Below are 12877 nucleotides of genomic sequence, written 5' to 3'. Positions count from 1 at the left end.
GCGGACCACGCACGAGTGGCCGCCCCCCCGGTACGAGCGCCCGCTCGGGCCGTCGGAGCCGCTGCCCGCTCAGGCCGCCGGGGTCAGGACCGGCCGGCCCGGAGTGTCGTGCCCCTCCTTGCGCAGGACCACCGCTGCCGGGGCCCGGCGCCGGCGCAGCAGGGAGCCCGCCCCGATCGCGCCCGCGATGAGCAGTCCGCCGGTGACGAGGGCGCCGCGCGGTCCGGCCAGTTCCATGAGGAGGCCCAGCGCGGGAGGGCCACCCAGGCCCCACACCGTGCCGATGCTGCCCCACACGCCCAGCACCCGTCCCCGCAGGTGCGGGGGCGGATCGGTCTGGAGAACGGCCGTGCCGGCGGTGTCGGAGACGGACTCCACCACGGCCATCGGCAGGACCAGCGCGATCAGCACCGCCAGCGACGGTGAGAGCCCCGCCACCACCTGCAGCAGCGCCCCCGCCGCCGCCAGTGCGCCGACGAGCCGCACGGACGGCTTGCGCAGCCGGGCGCCGAGTACGGCGCCGAGGATGCCGCCGACGGCGAGCACGGTCGACACCGTGCCGAACGAACCGGCACCCCCCGCGAGCGGACCGGTGACGAGCACCGCCAGGGTGAGCCCGTAGTTGCGGCCGAACACGGAGCTGATGCCGGTCACGCCCGCCAGCGCCACCAGGCGCGGGCGCCGTACGAAGTAGGCCAGCCCCTCCCGGACGGTCAGGCCTGGAGCGGTGTCCTCGGGAGCAGGGGCGTCCTGCCGCCCCGCACCGGCCGCCGGACGCAGGAAGGGGATGACCGAGGCCACGAACAGGAACGACAGCCCGTTGCCGAAGTACGCGGCGGAGGTGCCGAGGAACCCGACCGCCACACCGGCGAGGGCCGCCCCGACCAGCCGGCCGGCCTGGTGCACCAGCGCCCCCACCCCGATGGCCGAGGGCACGTCCTCCGCCGGTACGAGGTCGTTGCCCAGCAGCGCGCACGCCGGGTTGTCCACGGTCGCGACGACACCGGTGAGGGCGGCCAGCACCATCAGCGACGTCATGTCGATGAGGTCCAGCGCCACGAGGACGGCCGTGGTGAACGCGATCGCGCCGAGCACCGCCTGGCTGACGGCCGCCGTCAGCTTGCGGGGCCACCGGTCGACGGCGGCCCCGCCGAGCACGCTGATCAGCAACGCCGGAGCGGCCTGCACGGACATGGACAGGCCCGTGGCGGCGGCGGATCCGGTGATCTGCAGGACCAGCAGGTTCTGCACCGTGAGCTGCATCCACGTACCGGCGTTCGACACGAAGTTCGCGACGGACCACCAGCGCATGCTGCGGTACCGCAGCGACCGCCAGGGCGAGCGGGAAGCGGGCAGGGCAGGGGAGGGGGAGGTGAAGGTAGGCACAGTGCGGTACTCGAAGACGAGTCGGAGGACTCAGAGGAGGGCGACGAGGAGCGCGTCACACCGGCGGCACTGCACGGCGGATCCCCTCGACGGGTACGGCGCCGCCCATCGTGGCAGAGGAGACCGGACAAGCGGTTCCACCGGCCCTTGATCCAGGCCCTCCTGTCCTCCAAACGCCCCGCCCGGCACGGGCCTTGAGGCCACAGTGTGGTTGATCACACGGGGTGACCACGCGACGGACGATCACGCGCACACGGAAGCGGGGCCCGTCGCCTGGGGCGACGAGCCCCGCTCACAGAGGTGACCTGGCTTACTCGGACTTGCCCCGCCCGCTCAGGGCGTCCCGCAGCCGGTCCACCATCCCGGTGCCCGGAGCCAGGAGCCTGTTGGCCGGCGGCTTGTCGGGGGCCGCCGGGTGGGGCCGGGTCGGGGCGGTCTTCTTGGCCTTGCGTACCTTGTCGCCCAGCTCGTTGAGCGTGTCCATCGGACAGGCCTGCCGCAGCCGCGGGAAGAGGTTGCCCTCCTCGTCGGCGATGTGCGAGCGGATCTCGCTCATCAGCATGCCCATCAGGCGGTCGAAGTCGGCGTCGCCGGGGTCACAGCCCTCCAGATCCTTCATGATCTGCTCGGCCGTGGCATGGTCCTTCAGTTCCTGATCGGCGAGGGCGTCCCCGCCCGCCACGTGCTCGCGTACGGCGGGGTAGAGGTAGGCCTCCTCGGCCACCGAGTGCCGTACGAGCTCCATCGTGACCTGGTCGGCGTACTTCTTGCGGTCCTGGTGGCCCGACGGCAGTGCCTCGATCCTGCCGAACATCTCCTCGACCTCGCGGTGATCGGTCACCAGCTCGTCGATGACGTTTCCTCCGTGTCCCATCTCCTTCACCTCCAGCGCTCGGGTCCCCCCGGCCCAGGGGGCTTAACGTGCGGTCCGCCGGTGCCGCGCGGGCGGCTCAGGCGGGGAGCTTGGCGCGGACCCGCCCGACCGCGGTTGCGGGCCGTGCGGTGGCGCGGACGGAGCGGCGCACCAGGCCCGCGTCGCGCCGCAGGCCCCGGGCGGCGTGGGTGCCGCGCCACACCACCGAGGGGCGGGCGCCGGTGTCGTCGGCGGCGATCAGCAGTCCGCCGAGCATGGACATGTTCTTGAAGAAGTGGATGCGCTGCTCTGCCCGCTCTTCGGGGTCCTGGGCCTCCCAGAAGCGGTGCCCCGCCAGGGTGGTCGGGACCAGCGTGGCGGCGATGGCGAGCGCCGCCGGGCGCGGCACGCGCCCCGTGGCGAGCATCAGCCCCGCGGCGACCTGTACGGCACCGCTGAGCCGTACGACCTGCTCGGTGCGGTCCGGCAGGGCCGGCACCCGCTCGGTGACCGGTTGGACGACAGGCTCGGCGGCGTCGGCGACCTGCTTCGGGTCGCGGACGGAGTTCATCCCGCCCGCGAGGAACATCGAGGCCAGCATGGGGCGGCCGAGCACACGCAACAGACTCATGGCCCTCTCCAGAGAGTCGGTGGGTACAGCGCTCGCCGGGTTCCCCAGCAGGAGCGGAACCACTCACACCGCCCGGTGCCGCGCCCACGCCGCCTCGCGCAGCTGCCCGGACAGCAGGACGTCGGCGGCGGTGCACGCGAGGGCCGTGGTCGCCGCGATCAGTACCTCGCGGGCCCGGGGCGAGGCGGCCGCCTCGGCGAATTCCGGGGTGTGGTCGGAGCGGTCCTCGCCCGTGATCGCGATGAACGGGTGGATGGCGGGCACCCGTGTGCTGACGTTGCCGATGTCGGACGACCCCAGGTACACGCCGGGCCTGGGCGGCGACAGTTCGATCCCCGCCCGGGCGAGATGCGCGGCGAACCGCTCGGAGAGCACCTCGCTGTCCCGGAAGTGCTCGTAGCGCACCGTGGCCCGCTCCACCTCGACGGTGGTGCCGGTGGCCCGGGCCACCCCGTCGGCGCACCCGCGCAGCCGCTCGGCCAGGTCCTCCAGGGCGGCCGTCGTGGCCGCGCGCAGACCGAACAGTCCCTCCGCGTACTCCGGGACGATGTTCGTGGCCGTACCGCCGTGCGTGACGATGCCCTGCACGTGCGAGCCCTCGGGCAGCCGGCGCCCCAGCACGGCCAGCACGTTGAACAGCTCCACGAGCCCCGCCAGCGCGTCGACGCCCTCGGCCGGATTGCCCGTCGGGTGCGCGGCCCTGCCGTGGAAGGCCACCCGGTACTGCACCTGCGCGGTCAGCGGCGCGCGAACCCAGCTGTACACCCCCGGGTGGAACATCAGCGCCGCGTCGACGTCGTCGAACACCCCGGCCTCCACCTCGACGGCCTTGCCTCCGCCGCCCTCCTCGGCGGGCGTGCCGACCGCCAGCACGGTTCCCGCGGACTGCTCCGGCAGGACGGCCGCCACGGCCAGTGCGGCCCCCAGCCCGGCCGCCGCGATGAGGTTGTGACCGCAGGCGTGCCCGAGTCCGGGCAGGGCGTCGTACTCCATCGGCAGCGCCACGGAGGGCCGGCCCCGCCCCGAGCGCGCGGTGAACGCCGTCGGCATCCCCGCCACCCCGCGCTCCACGGCGAAACCGGCGCGCTCCAGCTCACCGGAGAGCAGGGCGGCCGCCCGGTGCTCGGCGAAGGCGTACTCGGGGTCGGCGTGCAGGCGCCGGGCCACGTCCCACAGCGCGTCGGCCCGTGCCGCCACCTCCTCGCGTACGGAGTGGTGCACGGCCTCGGGCGTTCGGCTCACGGGGGCTCCTCGTCGTCACGCACGGTGTGCGTCGTCCCTGGGCGGCTCTCGCCGCCCGCCGGATGTCGGCCTGCTGGGGGCGGACGGGGCTCCCCCCCCGGCGCCTTTCTCCCCCGGCCGGGTTTCACCCCCGGCCGCCGTGACACCTCCGCGCAGGACCCTGCGGAGGGGCACCCCACGCAGGGCCCGCGGCGCCTCGGCAGCACCACACCGCGACGCCCGCGGCGTTTCGTCCGTGGCCCGGGGTGAACACGGTCGGTGTACCCGCCGGGCCACGACAGCGTGGACGCCGCGGCGGCGGCTCGGGCGGGCCGGACCCGGGAGGAACCATGGATCACTCGCGCGTGCCCGTCCTGGAGGCGCTGGAGGACTTCCGGCGCCGCGGCGACATCGCCTACGGCCCGCCAGGGCACAAGCAGGGCAGGGGAGTCGACCCCCGGGTCGCGGAGATCGTCGGCCTCGACGTGTTCCGCTCCGACGTGCTCTCCCTCAACGGGCTCGACGACCGGCGCCAGTCACAGGGCGTGCTGAGCCGGGCTCAGGAACTCATGGCCGACGCGGTCGGCGCCGAGCACGCGTTCTTCTCCACCTGCGGCAGCTCCCTGTCCGTGAAGACCGCCATGCTCGCCGCCGCCGGACCCGGTGAGAAACTGCTGCTGTCGCGCAACGCCCACAAGTCCGTCATCGCGGCCGTCGTCGTCAACGGCGTCGAACCGATCTGGGTGCACCCGAAGTTCGACGGCGAACGCCACCTTGCCCACCCGCCCGAGCCGGACGACGTCCGTCGTCGCCTGCGGGAGCACCCGGACGCCAAGGGCATGCTGCTGATCACACCCACGGACTGGGGTTCCTGCGCCGACATCAGGGGAGTGGCGCGGGTGTGCCACGAGTTCGGTGTGCCCGTCATCGTCGACGAGGCGTGGGGTGCCCACCTGCCGTTCCACCCGGACCTGCCCGCCTGGGGCATGGACGCCGAGGCCGACCTGACGGTGACCAGCGTGCACAAGATGGGCGGGGCCGTGGAGCAGAGCTCCGTCTTCCACCTCCAGTACGATCGCGTGTCGCCCGAGGCCCTCGCACAGCGGGAGGACCTGCTCGGCACCACCAGCGCCTCCTCCCTCGTCTTCGCCACGCTCGACGGCTGGCGTCGCCAGATGGTCGAACAGGGCCATGAACTGCTGGAGGCGGCCATCCGCCGCGCGGAGCGCATCCGGGCGGCGGTGGCCGAACTGCCGGGTCTGCGGCCCATGGGCCGGGAGATCGTGGAGGACGGGCTCGCCGCCGACCTCGACCCGCTGAAGATCGTGATCGACGTCCGCAAGCTGGGCCTGAGCGGCATGCAGGCCGTGGAGTGGCTGCGCATCCACCGTCATGTGGACGTCGGAGGCTCGGACAGCTGCCGCATCAGCGCCTCCATCACCCATGCGGACGACGACGAGACGGAGGAAGTCCTCCTGGACGCCCTGCGCGCCCTCGTCGAGCACGCGGACTCCGTCGAACGCCGTCCGCCGGTCCGGCTGCCCGAGCCCTCGGCCCTGGAACTGGAGCAGGCCATGCTGCCCCGGGCGGCGTTCTTCGCCCCGGTCGAACACGTGCCCGCCGAACGGGCGGCGGGCCGCATCGCCGCGGAGACGATCAGCCCCTACCCGCCTGGCGTCCCCGTGGTGGCACCCGGCGAGGTCATCACCGACGCGGTGCTGGACTACCTGCGCAGCGGTGCCGAACACGGAGTCCTGATCCCGGACGCGGCCGATGCCTCCGTGCGCACCCTGCGGGTCGTGTCCCGCGCTGACCAGGCGTGATGGCTCCGCGGCAACTTCCACAAGGCAGGTAACTCATGCGCGAGATGTTGAAGAAGTGACACAAATTAACTTCTGCGTCAGTTGGCATGATTTGTCCCCATCAGGTGCACTAGAGAGGAAAGCATCCACTTCATCAAAGGAGATGGTGCAATGACTGCCACGGAGAAGGTCACCAAGGACCTGACGGGCATCCGGAGCGTCGACATCGAAGCCGCGCTCGACCCGGCAGAAACCGACGGCATCTACCGCGACAGCCGCGAGTGCGCCGCACTTGCGCTGTTCAAGGGTGGTTTCGGCCTGCTTCTGTCGCCGCCCACCCCGCGCCCCAAGAAGGGCTAGTGGACCGTCAGGAGTAGACGATGGAGCAGTCAGGCACTTCGTCCCTCTTGCAGGGCGCGGTGCAGGACCTGGCTTCCGGTGTGGTCTCCGCTCTTCGGAGCGGAGACCACACGCGTGCGGCCGCCCCCGAGCGGTCGCACGCGGAAGCGCAGGACCTCGCCCTCGCGGCCGTCCGTGTGCTGGGATCCGACGCGTTGCTGCCGAGCACCCTCCTGCACACCCCGCCCCTGCCCGACGAACTCGCCGTATTCCGCAAGGCCGTGGAGGCCTACCCGCCCGGACCCGACGCCGCGCCCACCGTCCGGTGGAGCCACTGGGCCATGCGGCACACGCTGCGGCGCCTCGACCCGGGCCACGCCGACGCCTCGCACGAGGAGCCCGACGCCGCCTGGCTCGAGGGCGCGACCTGGCAACACCTGACACACCAGCTCGCGGTGCTGGCCCCCCTCGCCCTACCGGGGGAGGACTGCGCGGTGATCCGCGCGGCACGGAGGCGTCCGGTCGACGTCGCCCGGGGCTTCGTGCGCGCGGTACGCCGCAGGGACTGGCGGCAGGCGGCCGGCGCCGCACGCTGGCTCACCCTGCTGGACGGCGTACCGCAGACGCTGGGACTCGACAACGGCCTGGACTTCGTGGAGCTGATGGGCGGTCAGGACCCGCTCGTGTCTCTGCAGGTGAGCGCGGCACGGCTGACGCGGACGGGAGCGTTCGTGTGAGGGACGCGCGGGGGGCACGGCAGGTGGCCGAGGGCGCGCTGGCATGGGTGTCGGCGCACCGCGAGCGGTTCGCGCTGGGCGAGGACGCACTGGCCGCCGACGGACAGGTCAACCGCAGCTGGAAGCCCCTCGGGGAACTGGCGCAGGTGTGCGCGACCGTGTGCCGGCACACCGCGCCGCCGGATCCGCTCCACGCACGCGCGGCCGGCCTGATGGCGTTCGCATGGCAGGAGACCGGCCGGGGCGAGCTCTTCCTGCGCCTGCATCGGCTGGAGCCCTTCGCCACCTACCCCCTGGAGGTGTACGCCGCCATGGCCGCGGCGGGCCTGCGGCACGCAGGCTACGAGGAGGCCGCCGCCACGGTGGCCCGCACCCGCAGCTGGCAGCTCACCGAGCAGGAACCCACCCGGCGGCTCGGCGTCCTGAACGCCGAGAGCCGCAGCGGCATCCGGCAGTCCGACGCGATGCCGCAGGCGCTGCGGCGCACCTGGCTGGCCGGGCTGCCCGAGCCCTGGACCTTCGAGCAGTCCTCCGGCTACTCCCTCACCCACGTGGTCTTCCACCTCACCGACTGGGGACGTGCCGGACCCGGGTACCTCCCAACCGACCTCGCCGACTACCTGGCCGACTGGCTGCCCCCCTGGCTCGACACCTGCCTGGACGCCGGGATGTGGGACCTCGGCTGCGAGCTGCTGGCCGTGGCGGCGAGCCTGCCCCTGCTGCCCGAACCCGCCGTCCTCGACGACGCCTGGGAGCGCGTCGCGGCGGTGCAACACCCCCTTGGCGCGGTCCCGGAGCAGGGAGGCGGTGCGGACCACGACGGCAGCCCGGACTTCCTCTCCCACTACCACCCCACCCTCATGGCGGCCTTCGCGGCGACCCTGACCCTGGGGCGGCTCGGCGACGGAGCCGGGGCGGCCCCACCCCACCCGCCCGGCGGACAAGGAGTGCTGGGATGACCGACACCCGCTTGATCCACAACGTCGGAGTGGGCGCCCTGGAATGGCTGTGGGCCCACCGTGACGGCTTCGAGCTGGAACCCGACGTCGACCCCGAGATCGGCTTCCTGGAGCGCTTCAAACCCATCGGCGAACTGGCCATGATCTGCAAGGTGCTGTTCCGTGAGGGCGTCGCCGGGTCGCGCCAGGCGCAGCTGGCCAGGCAACTCATCGACCACGCCTGGCGCGAGACACTGGACGGCGGCCGCATGCTGGTGCGCGGTCAGCTCACGGAGCCCATCTCCCCCATCCCCTTCGAGGTGTACCTGCCCTTCAAGGAACTCGGCTACAGCCAGCCGGAGGTGGAGCGGGCAGCCGCCCTGAACCACCGGATCGACAGCTGGGCGGCTTTCGAGGCGACCCCCACCCGGCGGCTGGGCCTGTCGGCGTTCCAGCGCCGGTTCGGCCTGCGGCCCCGGCCGCCTGAGTCCGAGGTGAGGGACACGACCTGGCTGGCCCGCGCCCCCGAACCCTGGACGGTGGAGGGGCACATCGCCTACGACGTCACACACAACGTGTTCCACCTGACCGACTGGGGGGAGAGGCCGGACGGCCTGCCGCCCGCCACCGCCGACTACCTCGCGACCTGGCTGCCGGTCTGGATCGACGACTGGCTGGACCTGGAACGCTGGGACCTGCTCGGCGAACTGCTGGTGGTCGACGCCTGCCTGCCCCGTCCGACCCTGGACGAGCGGGCGTGGGAAGGCTTCGCCAGGGCTCAGCAGCCCGACGGCGCCATGCCCGCCCTGCGCACGATGCCCGAGGGCCCGCCGGACGAGGTGTTCGACATCGTCTACCATCCCACCCTGGTCGCCGCCTACGCCTCCGTGCTGGCCACTTCCCGGTCCATGTCCCTGCTGGCGCAGGCGTGACGTCCCGTCGGCATGGCCGGGTGGACCGCTCGACGACACCGAGTCCGCGGCGGAGGAGTCGCCGGCCGTACGCCACGCGCCGGCCACCGATGGCCCGGTCCGCGGCACGCCCGCGGACCGGGCCGCCGCCCCTTGTGACATGCCGTCGGCGGAGCCCCGGCACGTGCGGGCCGCGCTCATGACCGCGGGGCCCGCCCCGCGCGTGTCTCCGTCGGAATCTCCCCCCGATGACGGCCCGGTCCTCGAGCGGCTCGCCGGCGCCGTCACCGCGTCCGACGCCCCGCAAGTGGTGTTCGCCCTCTCCCGGCACGGGCGCCGCAGCGTCGTGAGCGGCGGCACCGCCCCGGCCCCGCCGCTCGACAGCGAGAACCTGCGCTACGAGATCGGCTCGGCGACGAAGACCTTCACCGGGCTGCTGCTGGCCCGGCTGATCGACAGCGGCGAGCTGACCGGTGGCGAACCGGCCGCCGCCCTCCTGGACGGGGAGCGGCCGGCCGGTGCGCACCCGGTGACGCTCGCCCACCTGATCACGCACACCTCCGGACTGCCCGCCCTGCCGGCCGGGTTCTTCCTGCGGGGCCTGCCCGCCTGGACCAGCAACCCGTACGCCCGCTTCCCACCGGACCGGGTCGTCGACGCCTTCCTGCGCCACCGGCCGCGCCACCGCCCCGGCACCCGGTGGCGCTACTCCAACTTCGGCGTCGCCGTACTCGGACACGCACTCGCCGCCGCGACCTCCACCCCCTGGGAGGACCTGCTCACCCGGCGGATCCTGCGCCCTCTCGGTCTGGACGGCACGACCCTGCGCGCGGACGGCTCCGGTCCCGACGCCCCCGGGCACGCAAGGAACGGCGTGTCACCCGTGCCGGCCTTCGACGCGGGCGGCTTCCAGGCAGCGGGTGCCGTACGGGCCACGCCGAGCGACCTGCTCACCTTCCTCGAGGCCCATCTGGACCCGGCAGGCGTGTCACCGCACCTCGCCCCCGCTCTGCGGGCAGTGCGCCGCCCCGTGCTGCGCAGGGGCATCGGGCACCGGCATGTCCACACCATCGCCTGGTTCCGTCACCCGACAGGGGGCGGACCGATGTACTTCCACAGCGGCGCGACCCTCGGCCACCAGGCGTTCCTGGGATTTCGCGCCGACACCGGCACGGCTCTGGCCGCGGTGTGCACCCGCCGGTTCCGCGCCCACGACCCGTTCCTGGCCACCGCGTACGCGCTGCTGGCACAGGAGTAGCGGGCCCCACCCGGCGCGGGCGGTACGTTCCACGCCGGCGCCGGACAGTCCTGACGTCTCGTCACACCCGCAGCCACAGGGCCGGTGTACGGGTGGGCGCCCAGGCCCCCTGCGCCTGGTGGGTCTGCAGGCACCGGTAGCGCACCCCGGCGTGCAGCACGGTGGCCCCGGCTTCGTAGACACGCCCCGCGGCCCACGCCTGCGTGACGTTGCCCTGCGGAGGCGCCGACGGGACGGCGGCGGTCTTCAGGGTGAGGCCGAAGTCGCTGAGCAGCGCATTGATCGGCTGGTAGAACGTGGTTCCCCCGCTGCTGCAGTCACCCGTACCGCCGGAGGTCACACCCTGTGCCTGGACGCCCGCGACGAAGGGCCCGCCGGAGTCGCCCGGCTCGGCGCACACCGTCGTCCGGGTCAGCCCGTCCACCCTGCCCTGGGCGTAGCTGACGCTGGTGTCGTGCTGCTGGATGCTGCCGCAGTGCCACCCGGTGGTGGAACCGGAGCGGCAGACGGCGGCCCCGACGAGCGCCTGGACCGACCCGGTGATCTGCACCTTCTGGTCGCCCTCGGCCCTGACGTTCGCGGTCGTGCTCCACCGGTCGTTGACGGCGACCCACGACATGTCCTTGCCGGGGAAGGTGGAGGCCTGGAAGGTGCCCTGCGCCGTCCTGTCGAAGCCGGTCGTCGTGTCGCCCTTCATGCCGCAGTGGCCCGCCGAGGCGAAACCCTGCTGCGTGCCCTTCGTGACGGAGAAGCCGACCGAACACCGGGCGGCGTCGTTGATGTAGTAGGCGTCGCCGCCGGTGATGTCCGCCAGGAGGCGTGGCCGGATCGCCGTCACCTTGACGGCTACGCCCTCGGCCTCGAGGCCCGCCGCCTTGATGAACGCGGCGGCCGCGGCCTTGGTCCGAGCCTCCACGGTGACCCGGTTCGTGGGGACGTCGACGTACCACAGGGGCGTGTCGCGGGTGCCGACGCGGGCCGCCGCCCCGTCCAGCTTCCGCTTCGCGGCCACCAGGTCGCGCAGCGGCTTCTTCACGACGGCCGCTGTGGCGCCCTGCGCCTTGATGGCGGGCACGTCCGCGGCCTTGGTGGTCGCCACCACGAGCTCCTGTGAGGTCGCGCCGCGCAGCCAGGCCCCCGCGAAACGGTTCCCCAGCGCGTTGCGCAGCAGTCCTGCCCGGGTACCGGCCTCCGCCTCGTTGATCAGCCGCCGGGCGGCCTGAGCCCGGGTCAGTGCGAGGTCCCGCTCTAGGGCCCGCAGCAGCGCCGCCGACGGCCGGTCGGCGCCGAGGGTCTGGGCGGTCGAGGGCAACGGACCCGCGGGGGGTGCCGGATCGGCCGCCACGGCGGAGGGGAACCCGGTGGCGAGGAGCGCGCCGAGTGCGGTCAGGGCCGCCCGGCGGCCGGGCACGGCATGTCTGTGGGCCATGTCGATGTGTCTCCTTCGATCGCGGTGAACCTGCCGGCGTGGGCATGTGCCTTGCCGGAGCGGCCCGGAGTGATGTCCCGGGGGTGCTCCGTCTCGTGCTGTGGCGTGCTGAGGGGCGCCATGTGCAGTACTGCGGACACCCGGCGTGTCACGCGGGCTTCAAGCCGGGTGAACCCACCTCCGTGGCGAAGGAGGCGGTCGTCGAGACGGTGCCCCCGGGCGTGTTGACGGCCGAGACGGTCCGGAAGTCGACCTGGGCGTTCTCACGGCCCAGCTCGACCCGGACGTAGCCGCGTCGGCCGTCGTAGTACTTCATGTGGGGGTTGGCCTTCATGTACGTGTCCCAGTTGTCCGGCTTGCTGGTTCCGTTCCCGCCGCTGGCGACGGAGGTGCACGTGAACTCCGTGCCCAGCGTCCTGGACTGCGGGTCGTCGAAGTCGTCCTTGATGTCGAAGGCGTAGCCGACGTGGACATCGCCCGTGAGGACCATCCAGTTGTCGATGCCCGCGGCTTTCGCGCCCGCCATGACCCGGTCGCGGGAGGCCCGGTAGCCGTCCCAGGCGTCCATGGAGACCCGGGCCGGTTCGGTCAGGTCGAACTTGCGCTGGGAGAAGCACACCTGCTGGGGCATCACGTTCCACAGCGCGCCGGAGTCGCGCCAGCCGTCCAGGAGCCACCGTTCCTGGGCGGCACCCGTGAGCGTGCGGGCCGGATCGTCCGACTCGCTGCCCGGCGCGTGCGGCCGGTCGCCGTAGGCCTGGTCCGAGCGGTACTGGCGGGTGTCGAGGATGTCGAACTGGGCGAGGGAACCCCACGCCAGCCGGCGGTACAACCGGGCATCGGGGCCCTGCGGCAACTGCTCGGCACGCAGCGGCTGGTGCTCCCAGTAGGCCCGGTAGGCGGCGGCGCGCCGCACCAGGAACTGCTCCTGGGTACTGCCGCTCTCGTCGTGGTCGCCCGCGTAGTTGTTCTCCGTCTCGTGGTCGTCCCAGGTGACGAGGAACGGGTGCCGGGCGTGCGCGGCGAGCAGGTCCGGGTCGCTCTTGTAGAGCGCGTAGCGCAGCCGGTAGTCCGCCAGGGTGGTCGTCTCGCGGTTGAACACGTCGGGCAGTTTGCGGTCGGTGTAGCGGCGGGGCCCCCCCGGGGGGGGCACCGGGGGCTCTTTTTTCACCCCCTCCCGGCTTAGGGGGAAGGAGGACGTCGTCGTGGTCCCCCCCCGCGCCCACTGCTTCAACGAGCCCCGGGTGGCCCCCCCGGGGGGCCCCCGCCGCCGGCCCCCGCGCAGTCGCCTCCGCCCCCCGAGACCCGCTTCCCCCGCCGGCGGGCGTGCGCGTCCCGCGCCCGGTTGACGCCCCCCCGCCCCCGCCAGTAC

12 protein-coding genes are annotated in these 12877 nt (G+C 73.2%); 6 read left to right on the top strand and 6 right to left on the bottom strand.

Annotated features, from left to right (window positions below; translation table 11 throughout):
- Window positions 1-69: 69 nt before the first annotated feature.
- From ADK65_RS24045 to ADK65_RS24030, 4 genes are all read right to left on the bottom strand, one after another.
- Window positions 70-1356: an MFS transporter gene (locus ADK65_RS24045; protein ID WP_267889750.1), complete on the bottom strand. Its 1287-nt coding sequence runs from the start codon at window positions 1354-1356 to the stop codon at window positions 70-72.
- A gap of 340 nt (window positions 1357-1696) precedes the next feature.
- Entirely contained in the window at window positions 1697-2260 is a 564-nt protein-coding gene (locus tag ADK65_RS24040) for a hemerythrin domain-containing protein (RefSeq protein WP_053672449.1), read from the bottom strand.
- A 76-nt stretch (window positions 2261-2336) separates the two neighbouring features.
- A complete protein-coding gene (locus tag ADK65_RS24035; protein WP_053672448.1) occupies window positions 2337-2870 on the bottom strand; it encodes a DoxX family protein in 534 nt (177 codons plus the stop codon).
- A 63-nt stretch (window positions 2871-2933) separates the two neighbouring features.
- Entirely contained in the window at window positions 2934-4112 is a 1179-nt protein-coding gene (locus ADK65_RS24030) for an amidohydrolase (protein ID WP_053672447.1), read from the bottom strand.
- Between the two features lie 329 nt (window positions 4113-4441).
- Between ADK65_RS24030 and ADK65_RS24025 the strand changes: the two genes are divergently transcribed.
- The 6 genes from ADK65_RS24025 (at window position 4442) to ADK65_RS24000 (ending at window position 10076) form a co-directional block, all read left to right on the top strand.
- Entirely contained in the window at window positions 4442-5914 is a 1473-nt protein-coding gene (locus ADK65_RS24025) for an aminotransferase class I/II-fold pyridoxal phosphate-dependent enzyme (protein ID WP_053672446.1), read from the top strand.
- A 150-nt stretch (window positions 5915-6064) separates the two neighbouring features.
- Entirely contained in the window at window positions 6065-6253 is a 189-nt protein-coding gene (locus ADK65_RS24020) for a hypothetical protein (protein ID WP_053672445.1), read from the top strand.
- A gap of 20 nt (window positions 6254-6273) precedes the next feature.
- Window positions 6274-6969 carry a hypothetical protein gene (locus tag ADK65_RS24015; RefSeq protein ID WP_053672444.1) on the top strand — a complete coding sequence of 232 codons (696 nt, stop codon included), beginning with the start codon at window positions 6274-6276 and terminating at the stop codon, window positions 6967-6969.
- Window positions 6966-7928 carry a DUF6895 family protein gene (locus ADK65_RS24010; protein ID WP_107092373.1) on the top strand — a complete coding sequence of 321 codons (963 nt, stop codon included), beginning with the start codon at window positions 6966-6968 and terminating at the stop codon, window positions 7926-7928. The genes ADK65_RS24015 and ADK65_RS24010 overlap by 4 nt, the downstream gene beginning before the upstream one ends.
- A complete protein-coding gene (locus ADK65_RS24005) occupies window positions 7925-8839 on the top strand; it encodes a DUF6895 family protein (RefSeq protein ID WP_053672442.1) in 915 nt (304 codons plus the stop codon). The genes ADK65_RS24010 and ADK65_RS24005 overlap by 4 nt, the downstream gene beginning before the upstream one ends.
- Window positions 8840-9017: 178 nt before the next feature.
- A complete protein-coding gene (locus ADK65_RS24000; protein ID WP_053672534.1) occupies window positions 9018-10076 on the top strand; it encodes a serine hydrolase domain-containing protein in 1059 nt (352 codons plus the stop codon).
- A gap of 61 nt (window positions 10077-10137) precedes the next feature.
- Here ADK65_RS24000 and ADK65_RS23995 read toward each other — a convergent pair whose 3' ends face one another.
- Both ADK65_RS23995 and ADK65_RS23990 read right to left on the bottom strand, forming a co-directional pair.
- A complete protein-coding gene (locus ADK65_RS23995; RefSeq protein ID WP_053672441.1) occupies window positions 10138-11505 on the bottom strand; it encodes a carbohydrate-binding protein in 1368 nt (455 codons plus the stop codon).
- Between the two features lie 148 nt (window positions 11506-11653).
- On the bottom strand, window positions 11654-12877 hold a 1224-nt coding region (locus ADK65_RS23990), incomplete at its 5' end, for an alkaline phosphatase D family protein (RefSeq protein WP_420709068.1).

Source organism: Streptomyces sp. NRRL B-1140, assembly GCF_001280065.1.
GTDB lineage: Bacteria > Actinomycetota > Actinomycetes > Streptomycetales > Streptomycetaceae > Streptomyces.
Note: the sequence above shows the minus strand (reverse complement) of the source record. Positions and strands in the feature narration are given on the sequence as shown.

Coding starts and splice junctions, on each gene's coding strand:
- ADK65_RS24040 (WP_053672449.1), bottom strand. CDS start 2,260: ATGGGACACGGAGGAAACGTCATCGACGAGCTGGTGACCGATCACCGC.
- ADK65_RS24005 (WP_053672442.1), top strand. CDS start 7,925: ATGACCGACACCCGCTTGATCCACAACGTCGGAGTGGGCGCCCTGGAA.
- ADK65_RS24000 (WP_053672534.1), top strand. CDS start 9,018: ATGACCGCGGGGCCCGCCCCGCGCGTGTCTCCGTCGGAATCTCCCCCC.
- ADK65_RS23995 (WP_053672441.1), bottom strand. CDS start 11,505: ATGGCCCACAGACATGCCGTGCCCGGCCGCCGGGCGGCCCTGACCGCA.
- ADK65_RS24025 (WP_053672446.1), top strand. CDS start 4,442: ATGGATCACTCGCGCGTGCCCGTCCTGGAGGCGCTGGAGGACTTCCGG.
- ADK65_RS24020 (WP_053672445.1), top strand. CDS start 6,065: ATGACTGCCACGGAGAAGGTCACCAAGGACCTGACGGGCATCCGGAGC.
- ADK65_RS24035 (WP_053672448.1), bottom strand. CDS start 2,870: ATGAGTCTGTTGCGTGTGCTCGGCCGCCCCATGCTGGCCTCGATGTTC.
- ADK65_RS24015 (WP_053672444.1), top strand. CDS start 6,274: ATGGAGCAGTCAGGCACTTCGTCCCTCTTGCAGGGCGCGGTGCAGGAC.